Genomic DNA, 22,669 nt, shown 5'->3' on the forward strand with positions numbered 1-22,669 from the left:
TGAACCCTATGAATTACACACTGATGCGTTCATCGTGGTTACAGTGTGTTCACTCTCTATCTATAAACGAGCTCATACCGTTGTCCATACTTCTTACCATCCGTAAAAAACAGGCGAATATAATCGTTCTTGCCCACCTCAATCGCAGGCAATTCGTTGCGTCCCGCCGCAAAATCCGTAACGAAAGGGTACAAGATGCCGTCTTCCTTGTTTACCGGATAAGCCCCCTGCTTCTTTACGTAGCATAAAACGTCCTTGGGTACCGGCACTTCCGCCGTCACCTGAATTTCAATCGTCTTATAAGGCTGCAACCAGCGGCTCTTTTCACGAATGGAATATACCAGCATAGCTTTGCCGGTGCTGAACTGAATGCTGTTCGCTTCATCCGGCTGCCTGATTAAGGCCATCTCTCCATCTTCGGAAGACATGGCGTATACCGTATACGTGATCTGGCCAATTCCGTCCACCCGGTCCCGATACCCATTGTTCGCCTTGTACTCGTCTCGGGTATACAGGCGCAGGCTGCCAGGCTCTATAGTTCCAGCAGGCAGACCAAATCCATCATCCATCGCGCGGTGAATATATACCGCCTGAAGACCTGGCGGCCAGCTCCATCGGAGCGTACAGTAGCCCTCGTCTAATTGATAGCTTAATCCCTGAATGACCCATTCTCCGGGCTCCGCATTTTTAAAACGCATATCGAACGCCCCCTGCTTTAAAATCCTCGGCTTGTTGAATCATTCGGCCGTTGCCCTCGTCCCGTTCGGCCTGGCCGCTGCTCGTTACGAATGATCTTGCTGTTCTCCTTAACCGGAATCACCAACGTGAACAAGGCGATGATTCCTGAGAGGATGAAGCAGGCCAGCAGACGAACGAAGGCATCCCTGACTTCTCCCCCGGATAGGCCATATTCCAGAACAACTCCTGCGAGCACGCCGGATACCGCGCCGCCGATGCTGAAGCTAAGCGCAAGATGACGGTTATCAAACATAATGCCGAGGGCCAGGCCCGTGGCAGCGCCAATGAGCAGCATCGCAACGACTCTTACAATCTGATAATAAACGCTATCTTCCATCGCGCCTGTACGTTTCGTCAACAGGGAACGATCCCCGACGTCGTCATAGATTTTCTGGAAGATAAAAGACAAATCTGCCGCATTCTGCACGTCGTAATATTGCCCGCCCGTTTCGGCCGCTATCGTCTGAAGCAGCTGGGCGCCATCCTTGTAGACAAGGCTGAGGCCAATCGTATTCACCGCGATTTGCTGCTGTTTGTAGTCGGCAAGCACACGCGCATGATCGGTTTCGCTAAAGCCGTCCGACAGCATAATGACCATGGCGCTTCGGCGGGCATCATGGCTCTCTTGGATATGCGTCATGGTATCCTCCAGCGCGAGACTAATGTCCGTGCCGCCATCATTCGTTTCCAAACTGTCAATCTCAGCGATGATCTCATCCTTGGCTTCCTGGTTCTTCACACGCGTAAAAGGCTGCAGCAACGTTGTCGCATGATCAAACAGCATCACCGATACACGGTTATCCTCGTCCATGCGGTTAATCAGATTTTTGGCCGCCGTATATCGGTCCTGATTCGGGTCCGTGTCTTTCATGCTGCCCGAATTGTCAATGACCAGCACGATATCCTTCACCGGCTTGGCGCTGCCCGGGTTCAACTGGTACACCCACTCAAACAGCATGCCAAGCAAGAACAGTGCCACCAACGTGGATGGAATCAGCAGCTTCCATGATGTGCCTGTGTATCGCTGTCTCCATGAGCTCCCGTTCAAACGAGGGGAGATCAGTTCTGCGATTAAGCAGGCCAATCCGATGCACAAGGCCAAAATTCCGAAATAGATCCCTGTAACTACGATGACGGGAAGCCCTGTCCCCCATTGGCGGAGCAAAAATTCCCCAATGGTAAATCCGATTCCCCCACCGACTAGACTAAACAGCAGCAGGAGAGGGTTTATTTTTCGTTGCACAATACACGCCTACTCTCTGTATCAGAATTTAAGAACGCTAGCGCAGCTCAGGAAGTTGCGCCGGTTCCATTCCATGAAATTCATAACCGTTTGCCGTATAGGTCTCGTAGTAGGTTCTGCCATTCCGGTAGTACATCAGATCCTCCAAATGGAAACCTCCCATCAGGTTCAGCTTCTCGACTCCGCTGGAGCGCTTCTCGTGCACGATGCCAAGCTTGTACACCCGTAAAGCTTCATCGGCATGGATCGCATAGCGGACAAATTCGCTGTCGGCATCGCCGAAGAAATATTTCTCCTCGTATCGATGCTCCTGCGTATAGTCAAGCAGTCTGACCAACGTAACGGAGTTCTCCTCCAGCATCCGGTAAAGCACCTTAAACAGATCTTCCTTGGCAAGCACCTGCTTGTTATTGTAGTCGATGGTTACGTTCGCCCTCCGCAGCAGTTCTTCCTCGAAGGTCTGCACGAACGGCTCTGCCGTCAATAAATCTCTAAGACAGACCCGGATCATGCTCGACAGAATCGGTTCGATCCCTTCATGCGTAACGATGGAGAGATTGCCGACATACCGTTCTTCAAAGAATACTCCCTGGCCGCGCTTACTCTCCAATTCCAGCATCAGTTCTTCCGTTACAAGGCCATAATACTCCATCAGGTTCTGGCCGATATAATCGTCTGCGGTACGGATGCTCAACTGGGCTGCTTCCAACAATTCCGTTTCAAGTTGGTCCAGCATGTTCGCCTGCTGCTTGTAATGACGGTGAATCCGTTCGAGCTCCACCTCATAGAGCCTGTACAGCGCAAGCTCCGTTTCCAGTAATAAAAGCTCATACTTGCGTCGATAGAGCTCGCCAACGAAATAACGAATGAAATGGCGCACATTCTGTTTATCCCTAAAAGGAAGCTTCTTGAACGGCTGACTTTCCACGCTTTCCTCATAATAGCGGTTCAGTCCGTCCTGCTCGGTCTTCAGGAGGCTGCCGAGATCCCGGATTCGAGAGCGGACCGCTTCAAGCAGTATCCCCTCTCCCGCCTTGTCACTCGTCCACTCCACGATTTGATAACAACCGATTTGCGGATGATCCGCCAAAGTGCGACGAAGCGCACTATGAAGCTCTTCAGCGGTGCTCATATCGCTAAGTCTCTTTTGGACCTCCAGCTCGTAATTGCTATGAAAAAATTGCCTGCAGCCATCCCCGAACAATGCCTCTTCAGCTTCACGAATATTCATCCGCTTCAGCCCGGCATAACTGACGGGGTGTGACATCATCCCCTTTAGCCCATCCAGATGCTCTGCGTCCGGCAGCATCCGGTCCGCTCTTGCCGCTACGGCCTCCGCATCGAGACCAAAGTAGGTCAGGCATTCATGAGCCTCCGGTTCCGTCCCACTCTTCATGCGAAGCAGCAGTCCGCGGCACAGATGATAGAGGACCGTTAGCGCAATCGGCTCATTGGGCCTCTTCACCCGGGCAAAGCCAGCGGAGACAAAGCCTTGGCGGCCGGATTCCGTCATAATATTGCTTTTGAAAGACGTATTGTTGTAAATGCCCCGGATTCCGTCATAGGTTGCATCCTTCTGCTTCCGGTTCTTAAGCAAACCCAGATGGCAGATGATATCATAGATATCCTGCATCCCGGCGTAACCTGATATGCCGCGTTCATTCTTATCAGACAGCACATAGACGAGATCAAACAACGGCGAGGCCGGGTGAACGACCGGAATCGTCAGCCCATCCTCCGTGACCTGCAGCGGTGCGGAGAAGCTGTATTCCCGGCTCTGCATCAGGTCCAACTCCCGCAAGAAGGCAACACCCACGGAGCTCGCATAGCCATAAGATTCAATCTGCTCCCTTTCATTAATGAGCGCATACAAATCCATTTGCACCGACTTGAATGACTGCTGGAAAATCGATTCGGCCAGTAATGAAATTTCCGGTATAAACACATTAAACGGGTCGTCGACCCGTGTAATGACAGACAGATGAATCCGGTCAAAGGATGAATAGCTGCGTCCATAGTCTGCGATGTGGTGGCTCAGCTTCCGAATCGCTTTATTCAACCCGGCCAGGTGATGCGGGTCCCGATAGAAGCCCTGGTATAGTTCCTTGCGTACGGACTTGGATGCGCCGTCTGACTCCGGTAAATGAAGATGATACCGGTGAAGGCGACCGGAGGATTCGGAGCCTTTCGGCTCCCCCCCTCCATCCTGGTCCGTTCCCACATGCAAATAGATGACACTTGCGCTGTTGTCCCATTTGCGGTCATGTATCTCCATAATCGGTTCGATTGCGGACGCCGTCTTATCACCGATGAACAAGTATACCTCCGGGTAGTGGATGCTGCTCTGATCATCCTCCATCAAGGTAAGCTGCTCTTCCGATTTGGCATAGCCGGCAGCATACTGGCGAAGAATTTCCCTCATCGTCTATTTCAACCTTCTTCGGATGTCATTTAATTTCGAAGAAACCTGTCTGTAGAACTGATAACGCTCTTCGCCGTCCGCAAGCTCCACCTTCTCGTATTCAAGCCGGTCGCGCGTTTCCAGGAACCGCTCAGCCAATTCTTCCAGCTTGGTAAGCAGCGGCGTAATGTCCTCGGAAGCGGTCAGCTCCTGATCGCGGCGGGAGGATTTGCGCAGCAGCGTGCTCCGGCTTTTCTCGTCCAGCTGACGGAAGTGCTTGTAGACTTCATACTCCACGTCATTCACGCTTTTCAGCAGATTGGCAAACGGCTCCCAAGAGTCCTCTTCCGGATCGCGATCATAAACGAAGAGCGCACCCTTCTTCGTGATGGTTCCGGTATACAACGCCTCAATAAATTGATCGAGCCATTTCTCCTCATTCTGATTATCGCTGATCAGGAGCTCGAACTCCGTGACTTTGGCCGCGATGGCGGCATATTTCTTCAGCTCTTCCCTCACGCTGCGGATCATTTCCGGCGAGCGTATCAGATTTTCCTTGGCCATCTCCTCGTTGATGCTGTTGAAAATATCCTTGGAGCCCGCCGGCTCCAGCCCCTCGTTCAGTAGACGCTTCAGCTCGGTCCATGCCCGCTTGACTTCGCCAAGGTTAGGCTTGGGACTATCCAGTTGCAAGTCATAAGCACGAAGCAGCTCGTTCAGATCAAATGGCTTCGTGAACACGACCGCATAGCGGCTGCTCGTGTTCTGGTCAACATCCTTCTGGATGACGATCTTAAACTCAAGCGCCTGGTTAAATTCAGCACGTACCCGGGCGTTATAATCCTGAACCCGCGGATTGACGTAGGTATCCCCCCAGGATTTCTCGGGAATCGGCGATGGCAGGTACGTCCAATTGTTACGATCCGTCTGCACTAAGTGACGTCCAACGCCTTCCTTGTCCATGATCGTGCGTTCGTAACTCTCCTCATAAACCTTAAGCGGCGTATAAACGAACAACGGCACGCCGTTCTTTGTATTCAGCCAGAAGATCCGGTTCTTCACTTCGCTCTCCTTCACGGTGAAGTGAGACTTCCCGACCGAATTATTCTGATAATTGCGAATCCCTTTCAGAATGCTTGGTGCCTGTACAGGCACGGACACAAAGCCCCACGAAGGGAAGTACAAATTGCCTGCGCTGTTGCTCAGATGGAAGACCGGCACGGCTTCATCGTCCAGCTTGCTGGCGATGTTGCGCTCGACAAATTTTTCGATGGAATCCTCCTGCCCGAATTTCATGACGAGGAAATCTTCCATCGAGCGGGTAATCAAATCGCCGAATTTATCGGTAAGAAACTCCGAAATGGATCGGACGATATCGATCTCCTGCTCACGCGTCCAACGATTGGCATGGCTCAGCAGTTCCTGCGCGAAATCGCGGATGAGATCGTCCACATCCTTCTGATCCATGATTTTGTTGATGACGTCGGAAATATCGGGCACGCTGACCAGGTTCCAGTAATACGTCTTATTCCCTTTATGATCCTGCTGTTCTTCCCCGTTCACGAGAATGTCGCCGTTCTTGGCGAAGATCGAATTCAGGGCATTCAGAATTTCCGTATATACGCTATAAATCCGGTTGTTCTCCTGGTTCAGCAGATCATATAAATCCTCATAGAACTCAATCATCTGCTCGGTGCGTTCCACATCCGCTTCCAGCCAATATTCGTTGATTTTGGCTTCGATATAGATGTTCTTCTTCTTGTCCTTCGAGACAAAAGCGCTCTTCGCATCACCCAGACGATCGATCGCCTGTTCTCTGGCCGACTCGATGTCACGAGGAATGCGGGTCAGATTCTCGCGCAGCGCTTCGATGTAGGACAGAAGCATTTTCAGCAGGCTGAAGCCCTTCTCCGTATAGATCAACCGGGACACATAAAACGGTCCTTGCTGTGGATGCAGGAACATGCGGCGGATTTGATCGCTGAACTGAGCCACGATCTCGCCCGGCAGCTGCTTCTTCGCTTTGATATACTCCTCGCGGGCTCTCGCCAGGAAATTCTGCTCCAGCTCCGTGTCCATATTGATAACCTGGTTCTTCACGACGTTCGCATAGCTGAGCCGTTCGCTATTCTGGTATCCGGGTAGCGGCTCCGGTACGCGAGACTCGAAGTTCTTCGTCATCGAGTCCAGGTCGATGCCGAGCTTGCTTGCGAATTTCTCGACGTCCTCCTGGCTTGGCGCCTTCTCAAACATGGTTTGCATTTTGCCGAAAACGCGGTACGCCAGATATGTGGTCATCTCTTCAATGGGTAGAACAGCTGAAGATGCGCCGATGATGTTGTAGTCGTAATTGGCAGGATACGCCTTGTTCATCTGCGCGATATTGGTACGGATGTTGCTGATATAGTCATGGATCGCAAACTCTTCGCCGGACTGTTTTTCCTCGCTGGCCATGAAGTTCGTGATATTCTCAGCGGTGACGTTCATGCAGTAATCATAGGCATTCTCCAGCAGTTTGCCTTCCGTATTCGTAGCGGAAATCAGATGACACAGATTAAACGGAGGCAGCGGAGAGTTCACGGTCAGAATGTTGCCGTACTGCTGCTTGAACCGCTCGCCTCTGGCATCCACGTTCATCCAGTAGTCGAGCTCTTTGAGCGCGGCGTAACCGTTCTTCTTGATGTATTCGCGCGTATGTTCGCTCAAGCTTTTGTTCGCCAGATTGATATCCGGCGTAAACAGATAGCCAAGCGTGTTCACGCGGTCGATCCCGGCAGAGCCGTGGTCGCGTTCAATAATGCCGCGAACGATATAGGCAATGTCCAAGAAGCAGCCGCTGCCTGTACCGCCCGACAGCCCCGTCAGCAGGAAGACCATCAGCTTTTTGTTCGTGCCGACCGACAGCGTTTTGATCTTCTTGTCGATCGCCTGCACCACTTGCGTAATTTTCGTAAACAATAGCAGGCGGCCCGCTTGGCGCACACCCGCTGCTCCGTTCATGCCATCGGTAATACTCAGCTCGGGCGACAGCCAATCTGTAATGTACGGCTCCAAGATGCTGCGGTTCTGGAGAAGCCCTCCGATCTCGGCATTGGAGAGAAGCACGAATTCATTGATCGGATCAAGCCCGATGCCTTTATAACGTTTATTCTTATCCTGCTCGTTGGTCTCAAAAGCCAGAAACTCCACATTATCCGGCTTGTCCATTCTCTTCTTGGACAACGGATCCTCTGGCAGCTTGAAACGGCGGTTAATCTGATATTTCAAGCGCAGCAGCGCATCGATCCCCGTCCCTCCAAGTCCAATGATAAGGATCGGATTGTCGATGGTATCCACCCGTATTTTCTCGCTGACAATCCCGCCTCCGAGTGAAACGTCAAGCTGTTGTATATGTTCTCTAACTACCGGTTTCATAACTTCCCCTCCTGATAGGTCATGGCTTTAAGAGGTTGTTCAAAAAGTCCGCTTTTGATAAGAAAACCAATCGAGGTCAATTCAGGGACGAGCGACCGCGATTTAAAGGTAGGTTTTCTTGCGATACAGAATTTCATCAGCGTAGCAAGATAACTTATAAATTCTATATCTAACACGAAGTGAATCAGGAAGCAGCCCTTTTTGAACTCGCACTTTAAGCCAAATATTCAAATAATATCGTTTTGTCCGCCTGCTGCAGGGAAACTCTCAGCCGGTCTCCGTTCTTCAGCTCGGTCCCATTCGTTGCATCCAGAGCGCGTCCGGACTTCTCGATTACGGCTGAAGAATTGTTCTTTAGTATGATGCGGTCGTTCTTGCCTGGCATGAACAGGATTTTCTCGGTCTCCTTCAGCTCCGGAGCAAGCTGCAGAAGCTGATGCAGATTGAACTTCCCTTTGAACGAAACCAGCTTCTTGTATTGCGGAAAGGTCTTCTCGCCGGTGTTCTCATCCCTGATCTCGATCACGATCTGACCGACAAACCCTTTATTCGCTTTCTTAAACGCGCCGAGTATGAAATATGCAGCCGCTCCAACAATGAGCAGCGCCGCGATGCCAATGATTACGGGCCATAATGGAAAAGGTTTCGTTTCCTCGCCCGCGGTCATCTCCTTCCCACCGCTTCCGGAGCCGGAGGCTGCCGCCTTCGCACTAATCTTCACAGGCGCGCTTTCGCGGTAGAAGCTCTGCTCCTCCGCCCGTACCCTCAGCTCGTAGTCGTGCTTCTGCGGAATCTTGTAACTCCCTTCAAAGCTGCCGCCTTTGTTCTCGAGCTTGACCTCCGACTCGTCCCCGGTGTCCAGATCCTTAACCAACAGCTTGGCCGTCATATTGCCGTACTGTTCCTGGTCCTGCAGCTTTTGCCCATTGCTGACAAGGTACGCGTTAATGTCAATCGTATCCCCCGCCTTTACCTTAGAAGATGGGGGAGGATCCATGGTCAGCTCCAGATCGTAGTTGAATACGAGGTTAATGTCGATTTTGTCTTTAGATACGCCTTTTACGTGCAGCTTCCAATCGCCTTGCTGCGGCTTCAGCAGCTTGAGCAGCGAATAGGAATTGGAAGTGGAGCGCAGTACATTGGCCGAAGGAATCGTTTGCTCAGCTCCGGAGGGATCGACAAGCTTCACGTCGACGGGGCTGGAGGACATAATGGAAATATTCGCCTCCAGCACGTTCGCATTCGGCACATGAACCGTAACCTCCTGATAGCTTCCGTTGCCGGTAATCGATTGTACCGGAACGATCTTAAGCTGCTGGTGGCTGGCAAAAATCTCGCTTAATATTTGCGGAAGGTCATCCGCCGAACTGGTGGTAAAGGATTTACCCCCCGTTTGGTTTGCCAATTCAGCTAACGTTTCTTTATTCAGCTTCCCGTCGGCATTCAGTCCAATCGTATAAATCGGGATGCCGCTTCCCTTGGCCTCCTTGACCGCTTGGGCTAAATCGTCTGAAGCTTCCTGGCTCGTCTTGCCCGTGTTCGGATCCAGGTCATTGTTACCGTCGGCCAGAACAACGATCATCGGCGCATGCGCCGGGTCCATTCCCTGCTTCAGCACTTTTACGGCTTCATCGAGACCTACGGACATATCCGTGTACGGACCGCGATCCAGCTGATCAATAAACTGCTTCAGCGCGGTCTTGTCTGCCTCCGACTGAATTTCAAGCAGGGCTTTCTCCCGCTGAATCCGGTCGGTATAGGAAACGACGCCGACCTTGTCGCCGGTGGTGGCCAGCATGTCGATAAACATCTTCATCGCTTCGCTGCTGATCCTCTCCGGATCACTGTTTTTCATCGAGTTGCTGGCATCCATCACCAGGACGGCATCAATCTTGGAGCCTTGCGTGGCAGCCACTGCCTGAGGCATGGTTCCTCCGCTCCAGGTCAGAATCAGCAGCACCGCTGCCATCAAAGATAGCAGCCATTTATTTTTACGTAACATTGAATTACTCCTTCATCCATTTAGTCTAGCATCAGGTGGATGCCTCGGTTCATTGGTCAGACCATTAGTCTAACTGTAGGCAATAAGTCTTAAAATTACATGAAAGAAAGCTTAAAAACACGAACAGGAACAGGAACATCCAATTCTCTAGTGTATTTATATAGAAAATACCATGCTTATCACTAAAATATACCAGCACTATGTCCATATGATATAATTATACCTGCCAAAGTTCAACATCATCAGTCGTATCACCCGGACTTAGGACACAAGGCTCACCCGCCATTTTCGAACAAATACGATGCCGAGAGGAATAGATATATGATTACATACGGATGTCTCGGGATTTTGTTTCTTTTTGTCATCATTAAGATCACGGCCTACTTCAAGCGTAAGAAGAACGCCCCGACACCGGAGCAGCTGCATCAGACTCTGCTTGAAGTTGCCAACTCAGAGAGGGAACAGCATGGATAAGAAAAAGCCCGTACAACTTCGTCCCTATAATAAAACGAGATATGTCTACCAAAAGTTAAGGGTTTGCAAACATTGCCACAATTTCACGATTCTTTGGGAAGACAGCTGCGCTTACTGTAAACGGAACGCCCTTGTCCCTGTGATGGAACTTGCAGAGAAAATGGCCAAGCGTTCCATGCAGAGTGACCGACTTCTCTTCTACATTATAGGGCTCTCTGCCGTACTTCTTAGTCAGACCTTCTTGCAGATCGTGATCTCCTTTGCTTGTATGGTGGTCCTGCTCGCATGGTTATGGCTGATCCAGCGGCGAGTGCTGCATTCCGAGACCCTGTACGCTCTGAACAAGCTTATAAGATCTCATCAAAAACAGATTCATGAGGGCCTGGATCTGAACAAAGCAACGGCTTCTGCCGCCATCAAGGAAGATGCCCAACTAGGGTATGAAATCGTCAGGGAAATTGCCTCCTTGGTCCGGAATGACCGCATCCGTCTGCAGCAGATCGTTCTCTTGCAAAGCTTCAGCTTGCGCAAGGATATGGAGCTTGAACTCGAACCGCTATTACTGGATGAGTTTGATCCGGACCTGGCTGCCTATATCGGTGAAATCGCCAAGATTAAACGCGAGTTAATTAGCAGCAAAGCGATCCAATACCTGCTCGAACATGAATCCAGCATTTTACGGATGGAGCAAGGCAGGCAGATTATGATCGACGCCGCCGGGGCAGCGGTACGGAAGAAAAAATATATCGATACGTTCCCTGATTTTATTAGCCGCTATGCGGATGGATTGCCGAGATATCGCTTCCTCCGCTTGTATCAGATCGTACGCCGCAATCCCGGCTTGTCATGGAACGGACTACGGGACCGGGTATCGGCCATTTATAATGAACACTACCGCTCGGACCCTGATTTTCAAAAATGGGATTAGAGGGGCTATACCGTTATGACGATGAGAAACACGCTAACCCTGCGTAATTTGTATCTTTTTTTATGTATAGTCCTTCTGCTGCTGATCGGGTATAAGGGAATTCATATCTATCAGAAAATCGAATCGATGGCACAAGCAGAATTATTGTATGCTCAGAAGAAGCTTGTTCAGGCAGAAGAATGGTATCAGAAGGCGCGAAATAACCGTTCCCTTCTATATAAAGAAGAGCTGCTTGCCTCAAGACTGCAAGAGCTTGAACCGATCACTTCCATGAAGCAGAGCCTTTCCTCACTTGATCATCGATTGAGCCGTGTCGGGGAAGCAGGCGATTTCTCCGGCTTCATGAACGTATATGCTGAATTGCTTGATACAGAACAGAAACTGGCGGGTCAACAAGGAGTTTATGCTTCCTACTACGATGAAATTGCTGCGTTCTACGGAATCCCCGACGATGTGAACCGGATATTCCTGCAGTTCATTGGTTTGTTTAACCGCCGGGCCGATGAGCTGCTTGAAGAGTTGCAGTATGACGACAACAGCTTCAAATGGAATTTGCTCCGCATTCCGGATACATTCTATGGCGGGGAGAAACAGAAGAATGACAAGCTGCTCCGTCTGTTCCAGCGTTATGACGAAATGGTCCTGACTCGTCTGGCAGGAGCCGGACAGTATACGGATCTGCTGAATTGGTCACATGCCATGAGTTCCGAGTATGCCAGCCGATCGCTGCCGGCTGCCTGGTTGAATGGCAAGACCGATGAACTTGTGTATACCATGCTGCAAAAGGATGTCCAGCGAGAACGGCCCTCCGATTTTGTTTCGCACGCCATGGGGTATAGAGACTATCTGGACCGAAGCGGTCTGAAGAACGCTACAATCATGGAATATATTCAGAACCAGATAAAGCGGTGGATCGCGACAGCTGATGGAATGGTACAGAGCCAGAACTACGAGGAAGCGGTAGCACTCTATGGAGCGCTGTCGGAGTACCAGGATATGAACGGTAAACTGCAAGCTGCCAAACTGGCCTGGACGATCCACGATCCGATTCGTTTGTTCCAAACGGCTGGTCTGAAAGGCAGCTTCAGCTATGTAAGCGGAGGCGGGAATCGTTTCGGAGGGTTGGCCTATGCCATTGGAGTTGATAGAAATATCATCTATTTAGCGGTCTTAAAGAATGATGAAACGGTGCAATTATTCCAAAACCGTGATTACCCGTCCGATATCGCCATCCAACAGGTTTCAGTCGAGGAATCGCTTAGCACCGCGATGAATCCGGTTATCCTAGTGGAGGGCGACGCGGGGACCGGTCTGATATTGTATTCAGGCTATGAAGCCAGAGATGCCAACCTGACGCCGCTGTTCCAATTCACCGCCAAAGACTATCAGGTGCAGCCGGATAAGTCTATACTGGTCACCAATCTGGAAGGAGTAAGCCCGGACGAGATCGCCATCTTCGAGCGTCAGGGAGACCAATATGGATTCACAGGGTATCAGGTTCAGTATACCGACATCGATATTGCTAATATCGAGAGATATCCGAATGAGAAGGTACGCTTCTCAGTCCATATCCCGGAAGGTGGCTATGGTGAGGTCTTAGCTGAACGCAATGGATACCATGTCATCTTAAAAGGAGACCTGGATCTCCCTGCTGGAAGCGCGACCCTAATCGGAACATTCAGCGGCGAGTATCAGCAGCTGGAGATACCGGGAAGCAGCCAGCCTCCTGCGGCTCCAGACCCTGCTGAACCGGAGAACGGACAAGTTGATGGAGATATCATGGATGAGACAGACACCCCAAGCGTACCCGTGACTGGCGAGGAGCTCCATCCTGAGGATGCCCAACAAGACCATAGCGAGAAAAGCGACAGTAGCGGATCCAGTCAGCTCACGCAGGTGCCAGTTGTTCAGGTGGAATCGATCGAGTAAGTATAACGAAAGGCTACGCCCCTTATTACCAGGGGCGTAGCCTTTCTATTTTTCCGAAATCGTGAAATCTGAATCTATTTCGCTGATAGACTGGTTCATTAACACCGAGATCGGAATGGCTTTTGGGACAGCCCCTCTAATCCTTTAACTGATAGAAAACCTGTTCAATTTTGCCTCAGTACCAAGCATAACAGTGGTAAGCTCATTCCCTCGGCTATCTTGTCCCCTTCTGAAATAGAGACTGCGTAAGAAATTCTTGCTGTTCACACGAGCAATCACCTGACTGCGACTTCTCGGCAAATTGCAGCATTGCGCTAAGCCGCTAATCCAATCACCGATTTCTTGATGTGGAAGTAACTCTTTGTCAATCATCATATCCACGATGTTGACCAACCGCTCATCATCCTCATCGCTAAAAATGTGTCTACCATTATGAAGCATGCCAGAAATAGCGATAAGAACCTCACGCAGCCGTGCGACGCTGCTCTCCTCGCACTGCACCAGCTCGACAAAAACATCCGCACCGTGAGACGCGCCATGAGCCCAGCCTCCTACTGAAAGGTAACCTCGCAGATCCTTCTCCTCTTTATAATAACGGAGCATGGCATGCATTAATTGCTCAATTTCCGCTTGATTGAAAAATGGATTCTGTCTGTGGCGTTGCACAATCAAAGCGATAGGCAAAGCAGAGAACGTCCTTGTAAAAACGGACTGATCATCCTCGCTGCCAATATTATAGAACAAATGGTTCTCATCAGTCAGAACAGTTAAGAGGCTACGCAACTCCTCTCCACTGAACCTATTCTCCTCCTTAATCCACATATAAAACATCGGATAGATCAGGTTATCCCGTAATTCTGGCTGAGGATCGCCAATATATTGAAGTAACAAAGGTAAGAAATCTTGATGCTGCTCACCTTCGCGTAACTGATACTCATCCTTCTCAATTCTTTGCAAATCCAGCATCAATTTGGCCCTTGTATCGCTCATTTCCCCATCCCTCTCATCATTCGTTCTATTCGGTCGATTGTTTTTTCAAATACTCCTAAAACTATTATATTTATAAAGTTTTTGCAATCTTATTTCTACTCCTGTTTCATGAGCTGTAATTAACCTTCGATTCTACTTTAAGTCATCAATAAGAATTATTTCCGATAATATCCAAAGTGAAATCATTTTATCTCTTTTCACTTCACGCCTTACTGCAATACCGGTCCCTCGACCTTGTTTATTCCACTGTTCAATCTCGGATGTTCTTTTTCATTTCGACATAAAAAAACCCCTTTAGATAATCACATCTAAAGGGGTAAAACGGTGCAACTTTATCTCAAATCTACATTAAGCTTATTTCCCCGCTCCCTACCTTACTCCACCGTCACGCTCTTCGCCAGGTTACGCGGCTTATCCACGTCGTTGCCACGGGCAAGCGACGCGTAGTAGGCGAGCAGCTGCAGCGGTACGACAGACAAGGCTGCCGTCAAGATCGGCAAGGTCTTCGGAATGGCGAAGGCTTGATCTACGGACTTCAGCAAGCCGGCCACATGCTCTTCGTGCGTAATCGCCATCACTTCGGCGCCGCGGGCCTTCACTTCCTTGATATTGCTCACCGTTTTCTCAAGCACAGATTCTTGGGTTGCCAAGGCAATGACCGGGATTCCCTCTTCAATCAGGGCAAGCGTACCGTGCTTCAGTTCGCCGGCAGCGTAGGCCTCGGAATGAATGTAAGAGATCTCCTTCAGCTTAAGAGAGCCTTCCTGGGCTACAGCGTAGTCTTGACCACGGCCGATAAAGAACAGGTTCTCATGCTCCGCGATTTGCTCGGCATATCCCTTGATCGATTCCGCATTGGTCAGCATGGACTCTACTTGCTCAGGCAGTGCTTCCATCGCAGCAATCACTTCAGCAACAGCTTCTTCTGTCATCGTACCTCGTACTTGAGCCAGGTACAGACCAAACAGATAGAATGCAATCAACTGCGAGGTGTAAGCCTTCGTGGAAGCTACGGCAATTTCCGGACCAGCCAGAGTGCCGAGCACATCGTTGGCTTCGCGGGCAATAGAACTGCCTACTACGTTCGTGATGGCCAGGACATGAGCGCCATGGCTCTGTGCTTCACGAAGCGCAGCCAGGGTATCTGCTGTCTCACCGGACTGGCTTACAACGATGACAAGAGTCTCGGGTGTAACGATCGGCGAACGGTAACGATACTCGGACGCTACGTCATTTTCAACCGGTATGCGTACCATCTCTTCGATCACGCTGCGTCCCACAAGTCCGGCATGGTAAGCCGTACCGCAGGCCACAATCTGCACATTGCGAATGTTCTTAATCTGTTCATGTGTCAGTTTCAGCTCAGGCAGAACGACTTTGCGTCCGCTCTCATCCACACGGCCCAGCATCGTATCGCGGTATGCTTTAGGCTGCTCGTGGATCTCCTTCAGCATGAAATGATCGAATCCGCCTTTTTCCGCTGTAACGGCATCCCAATCGACACGAATCATTTCCCGAGAAATAAAGTTCCCCTCAATGGTCATTAATTCGACAGCATCTGCTGTCAGCAGCGCCATCTCTCCATCGTTGAGAATATAAACGTTACGCGTATATTTCAAAATAGCCGGAATATCAGAACCGATGAAGTTCTCTCCTTCGCCAAGACCGATAATAAGCGGGCTTGCTTGACGCACAGCCACCAATCGATCCGGCTCATACTCAGTCAAGACGCCAAGGGCGAATGCGCCTCTCATGTAAGAGATCGCCTTCTGCACAGCCTTAACGATATCTCCGTCATATTCGCGGGCAATGAGATGGGAAATAACTTCCGTATCGGTCTCCGAAGCAAATTGGTGTCCTTGGCTGATCAGCTCTTCCTTCAGCTCTAGATAGTTCTCAACGATCCCGTTGTGAACAACAGAGAACTTCTGGCTTTCGTCCGTATGCGGATGCGAATTCACGTCCGACGGCCGGCCATGCGTAGCCCAGCGGGTATGACCGATGCCTGCAGTTCCCACAAGTGGGGCAGACTCCAGTCTCTCCTCCAGATTGGCAAGACGCCCTTGCGCCTTGGCCACACGCAGACCTTCATTCGTAAAGACGGCAATCCCCGCTGAATCGTATCCGCGATACTCCAGCTTTCTCAATCCCTCGATCAACACCGCTTGCGTTTTCTGATTTCCAATATATCCGACAATACCACACATAGTATGATTCCTCCGTTCGATTTCCCTATAATAGTAGGCGGAAATAGAACACGGCAGCATCTGTGCGGTATCAGGAAAGAAGAATGATCTATTCAATTATCAACGTTCAAAAAATCCAGCATGATATAGGCTGCTCAGTTGAACAGACATGAATGCACTCTTCTTCCACCGCGCTGTCGCATTCTAAATCGCACATTCATGTTTTGTATATTAGTGTGTTAAAAGCACCTGCGGATACGTTGTAAGAACGGTCGCCCATTCCTTTTCCGTGATTCGCTTACGGTTGGTGCATAACCGAGAGGTCCCCGCCGAATAATCCGAACACCTCTACCTCGTCAACTTGCGTTCTGCCGTTTGGCTATCCCTATCGTAGCAATAACCAATCCCCGCGCAGGTACAAGCTCTGGCGCTTATGAAGCTTGAAGTAACCTCACAATCCTCGCTTTCTATTCTTGAATGACATCCTTTATTATATTCATGCCTTATCACTTTGGCAACTCGGCTGCTTCTTAGGAGATCCAAGCCCGGCGTATAATTAACCCCATGAATGACATCGAATGACCTATCTTCTCAAGCGATGCCGTAAACCACCCTCTTTGCTGGCAGGACAAGGGGTATTGCGCTTTCATTCGGCTGGCTTCATGAAAAGCAGCAGGCCAGTGAACCGCATCCGCATAGTTCACTGGCCCTGACAAAAATTAGTCTGCTTTCCTTGAAAAACACACCCTTAGTCTTACGCCAATTCCCGTTTCACCACGTCTGCAATCTGCGTTACATAACGGTCGAGCTCTTCTTTGTCCGGGCCTTCCGCCATGACGCGAATGAGGGATTCCGTTCCCGATGGGCGAACCAGGACACGTCCGTTATCGCCCAAAATGCCTTCAACTTCAGCAATCGCAGACTCAATAACGGTATTGCCTTGGTATTTGCTCTTATCGCCAACACGAACATTAACCAGCACTTGCGGATACTTACGCATGCTGCTCTTCAGCTCATGCAGTGCCTTGCCGGAAGCTACCAACGTATCCACCAATTGAATCCCTGTGAGAATTCCATCCCCAGTGGTGTTGTGATCCAGGAAAATCACGTGTCCCGATTGCTCTCCACCCAGGTTATATCCGCCACGGCGCATTTCTTCCATGACATAGCGGTCGCCGACTGCGGTTTTGGCCGTTTTCAGCTTCAAGCTGTCACACGCTTTATAGAAACCGATGTTACTCATAACCGTCGAAACGATCGTACCTGCCTTCAGCTTGCCGGCACGGTTCATGGCATCACCGCAAATGCACAGAATGAAATCGCCGTCCACTTCCTCGCCTTTTGCGTCAATCGCAATCAGGCGATCCGCATCTCCGTCAAAAGCCAGACCGAGGTCAGCGCCATGCTGGAGTACAGCCTCAACGAGTTTCTCCGGATGAGTCGATCCGCAGTGATCATTGATATTCAGGCCATTCGGCTCAGCGCCGATGGTGATCACATCCGCACCCAATTCACGGAAAAGCTTCGGAGCCAGCTCATAAGCTGCGCCATTTGCGCAATCCAGTACGATTTTCAGACCGTCAAACCGGTTATCAACCGTCGTTTTCAAATATTCCAGGTATTTATATTTAGATTCGTTATCAATCAACAATTCACCTAAATCAGCCCCGATTGGTCGCGGCAGATTATCTGTTTCCGCATCCATCAGCTCTTCAATCTTGAGCTCTGTCTCATCCGACAGCTTGAAGCCGTCTCCACCGAAGAACTTGATACCGTTATCTTGTACCGGGTTATGTGAAGCCGAGATCATAACACCCGCATCAGCCTTCAATAGTCTTGTGATGTACGCCACCGCTGGTGTACTTACGACACCCAGACGAATGACGTGTGCACCGATGGACAGTAGGCCTGCAACCAAAGCCGACTCCAGCATAGCCCCCGATACGCGGGTATCCATACCGATAATGACGGTTGGCTTCTCTTTATCGCCAGTGAGCACATAGCCGCCGCAGCGGCCGATGCTATAAGCCATTTCCGCTGTCAGTTCTTGATTCGCAACTCCTCTTACTCCATCTGTACCAAAATATTTCCCCATGTTTTATATACTCCTTTATCTACTCTTCGTTATTATCCATCATTGGACGTTTCTGATCCTGTTGCTCCATCATTCGATCCGTCTCCCGGCGGATGTGATGGGTTTTCTCCTGATCCGGTGTTATCCGTTTCCTCATGAGTAGGAGGCGTTTCCGGAGTCTCCCCCTGATCAGTGCCTGTTCCTGTTCCGGATCCCGTTCCTGGTGAAACAGGCTTGTCTGTGTCCGTTCCCTCATTCTTTGAGCTGTCCGGCTCCGTTGTCACGGGCTTGGAGTTATCCTTGAGCTCTACCTTAATAACGGGACGTTCCTGATCCGTACGGCTAATAAAATTAGGTAGTGTGATCTGCAGCGGAATTTCGTGAACGCCAGCTTTCATACTAGTTGCATTCGCTTCTGCTCCGATATCTGTAGGTTCCAGACTATTAAGCAAGTCAGGCGCTCCGGTGAGCGTTAAAGATATTGTCTGCATCTTTGGATCCGTAATAACAGCATCCAGGCCGGAGGCAACCCCTTTTAACGTTATCGGAATACCTGTAATCAACCGTTCACCATGCGATACAGCCGTAACATCCACCGTTACAGAGCTCGGCTCGATTTTCTCAAAACCTTCAGGCGGCGTCAAGTCGGCCGTAAGCACTGTTGTTCCCGAATTTCTAACTTCTCCCAGATTGATCGTAGCTTCGATATAGGTCTCAGCTCCTGCCAGCGCCTCTTTACTGCCAAACAGCTTCACTTCTTTTACCTTCTGCTCCACCTTGGATAGGACAAACCCTTCTGGCAGCCGTCCCGTGTATTGAAGCTCCAGCGGTAGGGTGACAAATGCAGGCTCAATCGGCACTTCAGCTGCTACTGTAGCAGGCTCAATGACAGCGTCTTCCATGGCGTTGCCTTCTTTATCATATGCTGTAAGTTTGACTCGTTTCTCCGTAATCTTCTCTTTGGCACCATCAAGCTCCACATTACCTTTGACCTGCCCCAGATTCGCCATTGACGATTCAGGCAGGGTAACCGTGACTTGCCTTGGGTCAATCAGCACGGGTGTTCCGGCACGGTAATCTTTAGCAGGCTCGCCTTTGGTTCCAATACTTACCGTCACGGATTTCGACACTCTCGGTTCAACCGTCACCGTAACCGCAGATGGCTCCATCGATACCATCTCCACGCCACTCGGGATGGAGTAGGTTAGCGGAAGTGTGTGTGTACCCGGTTCTCTGACGTTGCTCAAATCAAGCTTCACCTTATAGTCGTCGGTCAAAAGCGAGATATTGGATTTCTTTCCCCGAACTTCGAGATTTACGCGGTCCTTATCAATACCCGTTAACGCATATTCGCTGTCATCAAATCCATAAGTCTGAATCTTAACGCCTGCAATGACTTTGGTATCATAAAAAGTGGTTGGCGGGGCAGGCGCTCCGCTGTCCATATGAACCATCGCCCACAATAAAATACTGACAGCTAGTGCAATGAGCTTGCTTGCCGTGTTGTTCTTGATCCATTTATCCATTGCTGCCGTCCCCCTTCCGTTTCCAGAAGAACGTGCGTTTCTCCTTGATGGACGCGGCAGGCCTGAGCTCCTCATACAATTTGGAGATGAGAGACTCTTCCTTAATATCTCGAACCACTTGTCCATTCAGGGCCAGCGATACTTGCCCAGTCTCCTCGGATACGACAACTGAAATCGCATCCCCCACCTCACTGATTCCGATAGCGGCACGGTGTCTTGTTCCCAGTTCCTTACTGATAAAAGGGTTCTCTGATAGCGGCAAATAACAGCCGGCAGCTGCAATTTGAGCGTTCTGAATAATGACAGCTCCGTCATGGAGCGGTGTGTTCGGTATAAAAATATTAATAAACAATTCCGAGCTGATCACTGATCTCATCGGAATTCCTGATTCTACATACTCATTCAGTCCCGTCGTCCGCTCAAAGACAATCAGAGCCCCTATTTTGCGCCGCGATAAATAATTAACCGCCTTAATGGTTTCGCTGATTAACTTATTGGTCTCCTCGTCAATATCCGATGTCCGCCCAAACAGCTTACCTCGTCCGAGCTGCTCCAGACCACGTCTGAGCTCCGGCTGGAAGATGATAAAGACCGCCAACACCCCGAATGTAAAAATCTGATTCATCAGCCACTTTAGCGTGTACAGATCAAACCAGGTGCTAAGCGCCCAGATGACCACCAGCACCAAAATCCCTTTGAGGAGCTGGACCGCCCGCGTACCGCGGACGAGCAGTATCATCTGGTATATTATATAAGTAACGATAAGGATATCGATGATATCTTTAATGGTTTCACCCCAGGTCATATCTGTGAAATACTCCATACAGCAACCCCCGTCATTTCCTTTAAGTGCGGGCCCAAAAAATCCGGTTCCTCGAAAATGAACGCTTAACGATTCGACTACCGAACCAGCTCTTCATTTTCCTTCTGATCACACGGGAACTTTTTGAACTTCCTTTTTAATAACGCATGCGACTCATATATGTAGTATGTGCTCTACACTCTCTAGGTTATAACGTTAATCTTTCCGATGCAAGCGGACGCTCTCTGCTTTCCATGAAAAAGATCATAAATCAACAAAAGAAGCGCCATCTTTTCACTGAAAAGAGGCGCTTTTATCAGTAGGCTTCAGGTTTCACCTAGCGGTAAGCGGCATCTGTAAACAGAGTGGAGATCTTGTACCATATCCAATCCATCGCCCGATCTATGTCCTTCACTTGACCTGCTATATGTGAGGTGGAAGCCTGAAATAATTCTCCGTCAATGACGGTCACATTGCCATTCACTTGACCGTAGACCTTAGTCTTTCCATTCTCGACTGTAATATCTCCCGTGATGATTTGATCCGGAGGAATAATGACGGTATCTCCTTCAATCACCAGCTTTTCGAATTCATCACTCTTTACAACCAGCTGAGTATCCTGACTCCAGAAACTGATTGTGCTAAAGAGCATGACAACCAAAAACAAAGCTGCAGCCGTGAGCGCAGGATGATTCCTAACCCATTTGACCCAAGCCTTTTGTCTCTTGGGCTGCGGCAGCATACCCATTATACGTTCCGTTAAATCATCGGATGGCTTGGTCGCATGATGAGTTAAGGAATAAAGAAGCATATCGGTATGCTCCAGCTTCTCGAAGTAATTCCGACAGTCAGCACAATCCAGCAAATGCTTCTGCAATTCCAGCTGTTGTGGGTCGGACAAGTCATTATCCAGATAATCATGCATCAAAGAGACGGCTAATTTGCAATCCATTTGTGAGCCAATCCTTTCATTCAATCTCTTTGCTGGGTCTATTCCCACGTAGGGGCATAAGACTTGCTTATTGTTCATACGTGCCGGAATCGGGGATGTTTCAACTTTTTTTAAAGAAAATCAGAAAAAAACTGCGGATACTGACTTTTTGGCATCGCAAGAAAAAAGCGCCCTTAAACGCGGTCTCTCTTCCTCAAAGAACGGCGATAGGCGTTTTTTCCTCACAATTTGTACTCTAATTTTTTACGCAAAAATTCGCGTCCACGATGTACTCGCGTTTTGATCGTTGTTACAGGCAAGTCCAAAATCTCGCTGATCTCCTGCAGGGATAAATCCTGGATGTACCTTAGAATCATGATTGTCTTATACTTGGCAGGAAGTCCGTCAATCGCCGTATGAATGATGCGCTGTGTCTCGGATAGCAGCATTTCACTCTCAGGTGTACGGTTATCGCTCGGGATCAGGGAGTAGCCGTCCATGCCTTCGCTTTCATTCAGGTCGGCGTCCAGCGAGAAAGACGGCTTGCGTTTGCGCAGCCGATCAATGCTAAGATTTGTACCAATTCGGTATATCCAAGTGGAGAACTTCTGATTCTCGTCGTATCGATCAAGGTTTTTATATACACGCAAAAAAGTCTCTTGTACGACATCCTCCGCCTCATGACGGTTACTCAGCATCCGGTAAGCCAAATGAAAAATCTTATCTTTATAAAGTTCTACGATTTCAGCAAAAGCTCTTTGGTCCCCTTTTCGGGCCAACTTCGCCAGTCTTACATCCAAATTGTCCACCATAATTCCCCCAGAATGGTCTGATGGGTAACGTCTAAAAAAGCATCATTCAAATCGTAATTCAACTGTTTCTAAAAATCAACAATAATTCAAAAAGAATCCCTTTTCCCTATCAAAGACCATCACGTTGCAGCCGATACTCTAATCATCAGAGGTTATGCTGCTCATAGATGAAAAAAACGAGGCTCCTTTAGGGAACCTCGCCTTATACTATCCCTTTCA

At 49.6% G+C, this 22,669-nt stretch carries 15 protein-coding genes; 3 read left to right on the plus strand and 12 right to left on the minus strand.

All coding sequences use genetic code 11. From position 1 onward, the window contains the following. Positions 1-56: 56 nt before the first annotated feature. From MHH48_RS31270 to MHH48_RS31290, 5 genes are all read right to left on the minus strand, one after another. Positions 57-698, minus strand: a complete 642-nt coding sequence (locus MHH48_RS31270; protein WP_076325288.1) for a beta-mannanase — start codon at positions 696-698, stop codon at positions 57-59. A gap of 17 nt (positions 699-715) precedes the next feature. Further along, on the minus strand, positions 716-1,981 hold the full coding sequence (locus tag MHH48_RS31275; protein WP_076325287.1) for a vWA domain-containing protein: 1,266 nt from the start codon (positions 1,979-1,981) through the stop codon (positions 716-718). A 37-nt stretch (positions 1,982-2,018) separates the two neighbouring features. Next, positions 2,019-4,403 (minus strand): transcription initiation factor TFIID, encoded by a 2,385-nt coding sequence (locus MHH48_RS31280; protein WP_076325286.1) that lies wholly within the window; start codon positions 4,401-4,403, stop codon positions 2,019-2,021. A 3-nt stretch (positions 4,404-4,406) separates the two neighbouring features. Continuing rightward, positions 4,407-7,796: a tubulin-like doman-containing protein gene (locus MHH48_RS31285; RefSeq protein WP_076325285.1), complete on the minus strand. Its 3,390-nt coding sequence runs from the start codon at positions 7,794-7,796 to the stop codon at positions 4,407-4,409. A 214-nt stretch (positions 7,797-8,010) separates the two neighbouring features. Next, the gene (locus MHH48_RS31290; RefSeq protein WP_076325283.1) at positions 8,011-9,798 is read right to left on the minus strand and encodes a vWA domain-containing protein; all 1,788 of its coding nucleotides are present in this window, start codon (positions 9,796-9,798) and stop codon (positions 8,011-8,013) included. 321 nt (positions 9,799-10,119) lie between these two features. Between MHH48_RS31290 and MHH48_RS31295 the strand changes: the two genes are divergently transcribed. The 3 genes from MHH48_RS31295 to MHH48_RS31305 are packed head-to-tail and all read left to right on the plus strand — an operon-like array spanning position 10,120 to position 13,129. Next, a complete protein-coding gene (locus tag MHH48_RS31295; RefSeq protein WP_179090714.1) occupies positions 10,120-10,272 on the plus strand; it encodes a hypothetical protein in 153 nt (50 codons plus the stop codon). Continuing rightward, positions 10,265-11,200: a hypothetical protein gene (locus tag MHH48_RS31300; protein ID WP_076325282.1), complete on the plus strand. Its 936-nt coding sequence runs from the start codon at positions 10,265-10,267 to the stop codon at positions 11,198-11,200. Before MHH48_RS31295 ends, MHH48_RS31300 begins: the two co-directional genes overlap by 8 nt. A 15-nt stretch (positions 11,201-11,215) precedes the next feature. Continuing rightward, positions 11,216-13,129 carry a hypothetical protein gene (locus MHH48_RS31305; RefSeq protein ID WP_076325281.1) on the plus strand — a complete coding sequence of 638 codons (1,914 nt, stop codon included), beginning with the start codon at positions 11,216-11,218 and terminating at the stop codon, positions 13,127-13,129. A gap of 144 nt (positions 13,130-13,273) precedes the next feature. Here MHH48_RS31305 and MHH48_RS31310 read toward each other — a convergent pair whose 3' ends face one another. The 7 genes from MHH48_RS31310 to sigW all read right to left on the minus strand — a co-directional run bounded on the left by MHH48_RS31310 (position 13,274) and on the right by sigW (position 22,450). Continuing rightward, positions 13,274-14,119 (minus strand): DUF2785 domain-containing protein, encoded by an 846-nt coding sequence (locus MHH48_RS31310; RefSeq protein ID WP_076325280.1) that lies wholly within the window; start codon positions 14,117-14,119, stop codon positions 13,274-13,276. A gap of 374 nt (positions 14,120-14,493) precedes the next feature. Next, positions 14,494-16,326 carry a glutamine--fructose-6-phosphate transaminase (isomerizing) gene (glmS, locus tag MHH48_RS31315; RefSeq protein ID WP_076325279.1) on the minus strand — a complete coding sequence of 611 codons (1,833 nt, stop codon included), beginning with the start codon at positions 16,324-16,326 and terminating at the stop codon, positions 14,494-14,496. Positions 16,327-17,059: 733 nt separating this feature from the next. After that, on the minus strand, positions 17,060-18,400 hold the full coding sequence (gene glmM, locus MHH48_RS31320; protein ID WP_076325278.1) for a phosphoglucosamine mutase: 1,341 nt from the start codon (positions 18,398-18,400) through the stop codon (positions 17,060-17,062). A 32-nt stretch (positions 18,401-18,432) separates the two neighbouring features. Then, positions 18,433-19,905 carry a CdaR family protein gene (locus MHH48_RS31325; RefSeq protein ID WP_076325277.1) on the minus strand — a complete coding sequence of 491 codons (1,473 nt, stop codon included), beginning with the start codon at positions 19,903-19,905 and terminating at the stop codon, positions 18,433-18,435. Next, a complete protein-coding gene (gene cdaA / locus MHH48_RS31330) occupies positions 19,898-20,728 on the minus strand; it encodes a diadenylate cyclase CdaA (RefSeq protein WP_076325276.1) in 831 nt (276 codons plus the stop codon). Before cdaA ends, MHH48_RS31325 begins: the two co-directional genes overlap by 8 nt. A 316-nt stretch (positions 20,729-21,044) precedes the next feature. Further along, positions 21,045-21,659 (minus strand): zf-HC2 domain-containing protein, encoded by a 615-nt coding sequence (locus tag MHH48_RS31335; protein WP_076325275.1) that lies wholly within the window; start codon positions 21,657-21,659, stop codon positions 21,045-21,047. A gap of 221 nt (positions 21,660-21,880) precedes the next feature. Continuing rightward, positions 21,881-22,450 carry an RNA polymerase sigma factor SigW gene (sigW, locus tag MHH48_RS31340; protein WP_076325274.1) on the minus strand — a complete coding sequence of 190 codons (570 nt, stop codon included), beginning with the start codon at positions 22,448-22,450 and terminating at the stop codon, positions 21,881-21,883. Positions 22,451-22,669: the final 219 nt, after the last annotated feature.

It is taken from the genome of Paenibacillus sp. FSL F4-0100 (genome assembly GCF_037993005.1).
In the GTDB taxonomy this organism is placed as follows: Bacteria; Bacillota; Bacilli; order Paenibacillales; family Paenibacillaceae; genus Paenibacillus_AQ.